At 39.8% G+C, this 7981-nt stretch carries 8 protein-coding genes; 3 read left to right on the forward strand and 5 right to left on the reverse strand.

Annotated elements, in window-relative coordinates:
- Positions 1–84: 84 nt before the first annotated feature.
- The 5 genes from CK510_RS22245 to CK510_RS22265 all read right to left on the reverse strand — a co-directional run bounded on the left by CK510_RS22245 (position 85) and on the right by CK510_RS22265 (position 4290).
- Positions 85–486 (reverse strand): helix-turn-helix domain-containing protein, encoded by a 402-nt coding sequence (locus CK510_RS22245; protein ID WP_095723773.1) that lies wholly within the window; start codon positions 484–486, stop codon positions 85–87.
- Positions 467–769, reverse strand: coding sequence for a type II toxin-antitoxin system HigB family toxin (locus tag CK510_RS22250; protein ID WP_095723774.1), 303 nt, complete (start codon positions 767–769; stop codon positions 467–469). The genes CK510_RS22245 and CK510_RS22250 overlap by 20 nt, the downstream gene beginning before the upstream one ends.
- A 34-nt stretch (positions 770–803) precedes the next feature.
- Positions 804–2204 carry a phosphodiester glycosidase family protein gene (locus tag CK510_RS22255; protein ID WP_095723775.1) on the reverse strand — a complete coding sequence of 467 codons (1401 nt, stop codon included), beginning with the start codon at positions 2202–2204 and terminating at the stop codon, positions 804–806.
- 296 nt (positions 2205–2500) lie between these two features.
- Positions 2501–3241 (reverse strand): hypothetical protein, encoded by a 741-nt coding sequence (locus CK510_RS22260; protein ID WP_095723776.1) that lies wholly within the window; start codon positions 3239–3241, stop codon positions 2501–2503.
- Between the two features lie 236 nt (positions 3242–3477).
- Positions 3478–4290 (reverse strand): carbon-nitrogen hydrolase family protein, encoded by an 813-nt coding sequence (locus tag CK510_RS22265; protein WP_095723777.1) that lies wholly within the window; start codon positions 4288–4290, stop codon positions 3478–3480.
- Between the two features lie 230 nt (positions 4291–4520).
- On the opposite strand from CK510_RS22265, the gene CK510_RS22270 reads away from it, so the two are divergent.
- The 3 genes from CK510_RS22270 (at position 4521) to CK510_RS22280 (ending at position 7319) form a co-directional block, all read left to right on the forward strand.
- Positions 4521–5111 carry a MarC family protein gene (locus CK510_RS22270; RefSeq protein ID WP_095723778.1) on the forward strand — a complete coding sequence of 197 codons (591 nt, stop codon included), beginning with the start codon at positions 4521–4523 and terminating at the stop codon, positions 5109–5111.
- Between the two features lie 180 nt (positions 5112–5291).
- Positions 5292–5981 carry a bifunctional demethylmenaquinone methyltransferase/2-methoxy-6-polyprenyl-1,4-benzoquinol methylase UbiE gene (ubiE, locus tag CK510_RS22275; RefSeq protein ID WP_095723779.1) on the forward strand — a complete coding sequence of 230 codons (690 nt, stop codon included), beginning with the start codon at positions 5292–5294 and terminating at the stop codon, positions 5979–5981.
- Between the two features lie 105 nt (positions 5982–6086).
- Positions 6087–7319: a DUF445 domain-containing protein gene (locus CK510_RS22280; protein ID WP_211293256.1), complete on the forward strand. Its 1233-nt coding sequence runs from the start codon at positions 6087–6089 to the stop codon at positions 7317–7319.
- Positions 7320–7981 lie beyond the last annotated feature (662 nt).

The raw sequence follows: 7981 nt of genomic DNA on the forward strand, positions 1-7981 counted from the left end.
AAGTAGGGCTTAATGCATAAAGGCATATCGCACTTGAATTTCAAGACACTACAAAGGCTACTCAGATTTATGGAGTTATGAATTTTAAAGAAAAGCCGCAGGTGAAATATGGAAAAATTCTGCTAATTGACTAATATGCTCAGTTGTCAGATTTCGTTCACCGCTTAAAACTTCGGACAGAATAGACTCGGCTTTGAAAATAGGAATTAGGTCTTTTTGACATAAGTTTAATTCAGCTATTAGGGCTTTTAAAAGCTCAACCCCACTGATATCGGGTATTTGTTCTTGTTTCTCTTCGTATTCGTATACCAGAGTACCTAAAACATTTAAATAATCTTGCTCATCCTTAGTTAAATTACCTCGATCGATTAATGAATCAATTACTTTTTGTGTAGAAATAAACTCTTCAGTAGAAGTAATTGGACGAGGTGGAAAAGATTTTAGCAACTCAATATAGGCATTATTATCACGTATACCAAGGGTCATTTTTCCATTCCTCCTTGTCATATTCCGCATGGGTTAAAACATCACGGATAAATACTTTTTGATATTTATAATCTACCAATACAATCAAACGGTACTTATTTCCACCAATATTAAATACTGTCAAATTGCCAACTTGGTCAGCAGAAGGAAAAGCTTCTCGCAATTCTACAAAATTCTGCCATTGGGCTAACGATGTCAGTTTATACCACGTTCTCAGACTGGTTTCAGCACCGGAATATTTGTCCCAAAACTCCACCAGTCTCGAACGAGTAATTATGTGCATCCAAATTTTCCTCGCTCGAATGCCCCTGTAAAATTTATTTATGCGATCGCACTGGAAACAATGCTAGCAGATTGCGAAGTTTAGCAACAAACTTTTTTACTGGTAGGAAAATAAGAATTGGGTTTAATGAGATGCGATATACCTTTGGCATTAAGCTCCCGCTTATCGCACAATTATGCCGATCCGAATCTGATGGTAACAGTGCGATCGCATGGGGTACTGGACGGGGAGTATAAGGAACTAAAGATTGTCCTTGGAAAGCTAAAGATGTACTAGCACCGGAATCCAGCATCACTGCATCTTGTAATCCGGCTTTTACAAGTATAATTCCCAAATTAGCTGAATCCACTGGTTTTGTGGAAACACCAACAGTAGGAACCCCACTTTTACTAATACCCCAAAATGCACGATGACGAGCAACATCAGCACCATACAGGGTTTTGTAGCTTTCTCTAGGGAGATTTGTGCCATCTTTAACCAACCATGCACCAGCAACAAATGCATCGGTGACATTCGGCATTTCCGCTTGAATACCAGGGAGAGTGTTGTGTTTCTCAGGCTCAAAAGGAATATAACTAACTTTTTGCGGACTAATTAGTACAAGTGGTCTATCAGTCAGTTTTTTGTTTTCGCTGTTGTTTCCGGGTATAAAATTATTGGTAACTTGACTCAATACTGGTCCAATCATGGTGTTGGATTTCAAGTATTTGAGCGAAAAAAATGTCCCGTCAACTGCTGCGATCGCATTTGTACCACTTTTGGTGATAATTTCTGGAACTTGGTAGCGGCTATCTGCGTGAATGCTGATAGGTTTACCACCAGAGATTAAAATTAGGGAAACATTATTAATAGTTGTTCGGGCTAATTGAACGGGATTTCTGAAGTTGAAATCAGGGTTTAATAGAGGTAATAATTCTTGCTTCCAAGCTTGGATATAAATACTTAGGGGCTTCTCAAGGGAAATCGCTGATAATGGCATTAAATTATTGGTAATGATGCTATGAAAGCCTGATGCAGCAGAATTATTACCCAACTTATTTACATTAACTAAACTTGTTAATGTATTTTTTTGAGAAACAGCTTGAGAAATAACTTCAATTACCTTGTGAGATTTTTCCAACCATGTTGATACTTGCTCCGAAACCCTAACTAGATCGGAAATACCTAAAATTTGACCACAAGCTTGATTTTGAGTCAATAAGCTTTTGGATTTGTCTGAATTAGAAGCAGATGATTGTGCAATCGCAATCTGCGGGCATACTAGCAATAATAAATACAAGTATATAATTACTAAAGAAAGTTTAGCAACTATGGGTTGATTTTTACCCTGAAGGCAGGAATTGATGCTATAAAAACGTTGACTTAGATTGCTAGTAGAGCTACTTATAATCGCATCTCTACAAGACGAAAGAGGATTTTTAGGTATTAAAGTCATACTTCCTTATTCAGAGGTTTTTGGGTTTCGTATCCGTCATTACTCTGATTCAAAGAGATGCTTTTTATACCCTAAATTCCTAGAGTTAAGTTCAAAAAAAGATAGCAGTAAGAATAGCTTAAGTGTTACTTAGCCGTTCTTACTGCCACTTGAATATTAATTAACTGTTAATTAATGCTTGATTAAAATAAAGTTAAGTAGTGGTGCAAGCCCTAAGTATATATTGTCACCGCTAGCAACCACGAGGCTTTGAGCTTGTGGCAATGTATAAATATTTTTGCATTTCCACTTAACAATTACTTAACAGTAAATTGAGTTATCATTCCAGCTTGAAACTGTCCGGGTAAGTTGGAAATAATTAGGTATTTACCAGGAGTTAAATCAAGACTGAGCAACTTAGTAGCACCTGTTTGCAGTTCCGAAACATTGATTTCACCGACTAGAGTACCAGCTTTTTGTTTATCAAGTTGACCACTATTAATAACTGGTAATTTATTAACAGGAAGGTCAGTCTTAATAACAGTCATTTCGTGTGGAATTTTACTGGTATTAGTAACAAGAAAATCAACTTTTCCAGGTGAGACACTTGATTGGGACATGCGGAATGCCATTTCATGTGCTGTCACATGTACTTTGTTGGTGTCTGAACCTTGAACACCGTGCTTTTTTTCGTATCTTCTTTCACCTCCTCTATAGCTGTCCCTATCCCTATCTCTATCTCCGTTCCTGTCCCGATCGCGATCGTTATCGTCTCTTCTGTCGCGGTCAAAATTGCCCCCTCTGTTGGGGTCGTTGTTATCGCGATCGCTATTACGATCGTTGTTATTACGGTCGTTATTGCGATCGTTGTTGTTACGGTCGTTATTGCGATCGTTGTTATTACGGTCGTTATTACGGCGATCGGGACTTGGGAGCGGTTCCTGCTCTGTAGTAAAAGGGTCTTGAGGTTCTCGTCTTTGAGGTGGATTTCGTAGATTACAACCTACAAGAAAGCACTGAGTTGCAGTTAGAAAAAAGACTATGAGTCGAGTCTTCAATTGGTCACACCTTCTGCAATCATTTTGGATTTGACGCTTCTATTGTGAATATAAAAGTTGCAGATGTCGATAAAGTTTTTATTTAATTTAAGTTAGTAGTTATTTGCTGGATTGTTAACGGTTAATTCGGGCGTAGAGACGACCCGGTGGGTCGTCTCTACTCTCTATATATATTGGGATATATTGGGAATCAGGGAATTAATAATTTCCCATTTCCCATTTTCCCATTTCCCAAATTACATAAACACACGATGTTGGAGACTGGGCATTTGACGACGGACTTGTTCAATTCGTCCAGGGTTAATTTCTGCGATCGCAATTCCCGGTTGTTCTCCGGCATCAGCTAAAATAACTCCCCAAGGGTCGATTATCATCGCATGTCCATGAGTTTGGCGACGGGCATAGTTAATTCCCGTTTGGGCTGGAGCAATGACATAACAGGTATTTTCAATCGCACGGGCTTGTAATAACACTTGCCAATGGTCTTTTCCTGTAAATGCAGTAAACGCAGCAGGTACAAACAAAACATGCGCCCCTTGACGGGATAAATCCCGGTATAGTTCAGGAAAACGGACATCATAACAAACCGAAAGCCCAATATTTCCTAATTTCTCAGTCACACAGATTTCCGGCAGTTCCTTACCCGCCATCACAGTACTAGATTCCCGATAAGTATTACCATCGGGAACGTTAACATCAAAAAGATGGACTTTGAGGTAACGACTGACTTCTTGCCCGCTAGAGTCAACGAGTAAAGCAGTATTGTAAACCTTGCCAGAATCGGTAGGAACCGGAAAGCCACCGCCAAGAATGGTAACTTGATAGCGTTGCGCCATAGTTTTCAGGAATTTCTCACTTTCCTGAGCGATACTATTTGCTTGGGCGAGTTTTTCATCCTCTTCACCCATAAACGCAAAATTTTCCGGCAAACCCACCAACTGGGCACCTTGGTTTACAGCCAAATCAATAAATTCCTCTGCCTGTGCCAAGTTTTTCTGTACATCAGGCACACTTGTCATTTGAATAGCGGCGGCTAAATAAGACTTCATAGATTAAATAACAAACAGTCGAATAACGCAGGGTGGTTATTAAACTACTATCATCGCTCGAAAAAGTCATAAATTAGTTACTTATTAATTGTTAATGTTGAATGATTAGTGGGTAGTGGGTAGTGGGTTATTTATCAAGAGTGCTTTTGCCCAATGACCAATTCCCTAATTCGAGTTAATTTGTTAACAAGCCCTGATAAATCTGATTTGCTGTGGATACGTAGATTACCGTGGATACATCGATTTTAATTAAAACCTTCGTTGCCGTTTTTGTACTTGCCGATGCTGTGGGTAATATTCCGATACTTTTGGTATTGACAAAAGGGATGGAATCGGAGGAAAGAAATAAAGTGATTGATAAAGCGATCGCAGTAGCAATAGGTGTATTATTGCTGTTTGCTTTCGGTGGGAAGTTTATTCTCAACTATCTAGATGTTAGTTTTGCTTCGTTACGGGTAGCTGGTGGTTTGTTGCTGCTATTAATTGCACTACAAATGCTGCGTGGCGATTTAGATACACCTGTAGTTGAGCAAGGACGGGATGTGGCGATTACTCCCCTAGCTTTGCCCTTGTTGGCTGGTCCGGGAACACTGACAACGGTAATGTTATTAATGTCGGAATCTCCCAGTCCCCACGTTAGTGTCATTGTGGGGATGATTGCGGCAATGTTGGTAACTTGGTTAATTATGCGGTTAGCTAGCAATATTGATAAATGGATTGGTGCGGAAGGTGAAGTGATTATTACCCAGCTTTTAGGGTTTTTACTGGCAGCTTTGGCTGTGGAAATTGGCAGCGACGGGATAAAGGAGTTATTTTTTTAGTTTTTCCGAGCAAAATAGCTAGCACAATTCCTGGTAGCGACTGTTGGGTGTCAGCGATTGCGTAACCCATATTCTTTGGGGAATTATCAACCGTATCAATAATTTTAGGGACGGGGAGACTCCACCCCTACGATTGGTGATAATTTGTTTGTTGGTGTTTCCTAATCAGTTCTTTCAACAATGAGTAATGAAATACGTAATATTTTTAACAAAATTGCTCCCGTCTACGACGAACTAAACGATCGCATGAGTTTTGGGCAGCATCGGGTTTGGAAGGAAATGGCTGTAAAATGGAGCCAAGCTAAACCCGGTAATACATGTATTGATTTATGTTGCGGCAGTGGGGATTTATCTTTACGAATGGCTCGACGTGTGGGTAAAACGGGTAAAGTTTACGGCGTTGATTTTTCCTGCGAGTTACTCGAAGTTGCTCAAGCAAGAGCGCAAAACATCTATCCTGAACCTAATATTACTTGGATTGAAGCTGATGTTCTCGATTTGCCTTTCGAGGATAATTACTTTGATGCAGCAACAATGGGATACGGTTTGCGAAACGTAATTGATATTCCCCGTTGCTTACAAGAACTGCATCGTGTTCTAAAACCTGGTGCAAGAGCGGCAATTTTAGACTTTCACCGTCCCAGTCATGACTTGATGCGAAAATTTCAACAGTGGTACTTGAATAATTTAGTTGTTCCCACCGCTACACAAATGGGAATGAAAAACGAGTACGCTTATATCAGCCCCAGTTTAGATCGCTTTCCCCTTGGTCACGAACAAATTGCGATCGCGCAACAAGTTGGTTTCACAGATACCACACATTATCCCATTGCGAACGGTATGATGGGAGTGCTGGTTATTAAAAAATAGTTAGGAATTAGGAGCTAGGAATTAAGAGTTAGGAATTAATAATTTCTCTTACCCTTTACCCCTTGCCCCTTGCACCTTGCCCTTTGCCCCTTCCCCCTCATAATAGTGGATTGGTCTCACCTCTGGTTATACGTATCACCCCCGGTTCTCGGTGGCATTATTGGCTATTTCACCAACGACATAGCCATCAAAATGCTATTTCGTCCTTACAGAGCTATATATATTGGTGAAAAACGCATCCCCTTTACTCCTGGTTTAATTCCTCGGAATCAGGAACGGCTTGCTAAAAATATTTCCGATACAATTATGGGGTCGTTGCTCACACCTCAAGAATTGCAAAATCTGGCACGACGTTTGTTGCAAACCGAACGGGTACAGGGGGCAATTCACTGGTTGTTGCAAATGGCTCTCGAACAAATTCAAGCAGATAAAGAGCAAAAAAGCGCTAAGATATTAGCCTCGATATTGCGTGACTTGTTGGGTGAGTCATTACCCCGTTTATTGAAGGTATTGGCAAGACGGGAAGATTTTCTCGAAACTCAAATCAATCAAATTTTCGATCAGGTTTTACTTGAATTTCAACTCAACGAAGAGCAAGCTTTCCGTCTTGCTGATTGGTTACTAACTGTAGTTTTGCCCCCCGATACAATCCGCTCGGCTATGGTTGATTTTCTCACCGACCGCACCATCCAAACCATTGATGAAAGTTTCCGTGAGAAAACTAGCGGTACTTATTGGGTTGTGGCAAATTTATTTGGCTTGCGAAATACTTTAGCTCGGTTGCGAACCTATTGTTTGGACGAAAAAGACGCAACAAATGCCCGAATCCGCGAACTTCTCCTAGATTTGAGTGTACGCGATCGCATCAAAAAATTTCTCCTCGAATTGTCGCTCCAAAATCTCCCTATCGCTACTGTTCGTCAGTTACGCAAAACTACCCGCGAAAGTGTCCGTCATTACATGCAAAATCGTGGTGGTGAACTACTCCAAGGTTTAAGCGATTCCGTTGATTGGAATAATACGGCAGCTATATTAATTAACCGTCTCAGTACTTCTTCTGTTGTTAGCGCTTCTTTAGAAACCGTCAGCGTCGAATTGGCTTTAATTCTCGAACGCTATTTGGAACGAGATTTAGAAAAAATTGTTGCCCAAGCAATTCCCATCCTCTCCATCGATCAAGTGATTGTCGATCGAGTAAAATCGACTTCCCCAGCAGACTTGGAAGCTGCAATCGAGGGAATTGTCAAAAATGAGTTGCAAGCGATCGTTAGTTTGGGTGGAGTTTTGGGAGTTATTGTCGGTTTAGCACAAACCGCATTAATTTACTTTAGCCGATGACCAAAAAAGGGACTTACAGAAAATAAAATATCCCAATCATATAATTATCCATCATATTATCCGTAGGGGCTGGGTATCCCAGTCCTTATATATTTGCTTATATATCGGGACAATTGATTTCTTGATGCAAGTCCAGATTTTACCCGTTTGCACTATATATCGGGACAATTGATTTCTTGGTGTTCCATTATCACCATATCATCTGAAAGGGCAGGCAGACCCTTCCCCTACAACCATTTGGGGAATTTATTTGTGTTCCCTCAACATAAAAATACACACTGCTGTAATTAACTGAGTACCGCTCCAGGTTATTCACGTTAATTTGAAGTAACCATAAAGAAATTGATTCCTTTTTTAAAGTAATTATAAAGAAAAATTCTAATTCGCGATCGCAATGAGGCACTAAATCAACATTTTTCACTTTTGAGGAATTAGTCATTATGCATCAAATACCCCCATAATTGCTACATACACCTTCCAAAACAGGTAAAAGCTCAAGAGGTATTTGATACTATACCAATCTGCGACAAAGAATATAAATTGATGTATATTTTTTTTAGATTTACTCCAAAAATAAAAGCTAAATAATGTTGTAAATCTATATATTTGGTTCTTCATTACTTGTTATGCTAAAAACACCTATAAAATAGCTCATAGTCCTT

This window comes from Brunnivagina elsteri CCALA 953 (assembly GCF_002289455.1).
Taxonomy (GTDB): Bacteria; Cyanobacteriota; Cyanobacteriia; order Cyanobacteriales; family Nostocaceae; genus Brunnivagina; species Brunnivagina elsteri.

Bases quoted from the DNA above. Each gene is read 5' to 3' on its own strand.
- CK510_RS22245 (WP_095723773.1), bottom strand. From the start codon at position 486: ATGACCCTTGGTATACGTGATAATAATGCCTATATTGAGTTGCTAAAA.
- CK510_RS22250 (WP_095723774.1), bottom strand. From the start codon at position 769: ATGCACATAATTACTCGTTCGAGACTGGTGGAGTTTTGGGACAAATAT.
- CK510_RS22255 (WP_095723775.1), bottom strand. From the start codon at position 2,204: ATGACTTTAATACCTAAAAATCCTCTTTCGTCTTGTAGAGATGCGATT.
- CK510_RS22265 (WP_095723777.1), bottom strand. From the start codon at position 4,290: ATGAAGTCTTATTTAGCCGCCGCTATTCAAATGACAAGTGTGCCTGAT.
- ubiE (WP_095723779.1), top strand. From the start codon at position 5,292: ATGAGTAATGAAATACGTAATATTTTTAACAAAATTGCTCCCGTCTAC.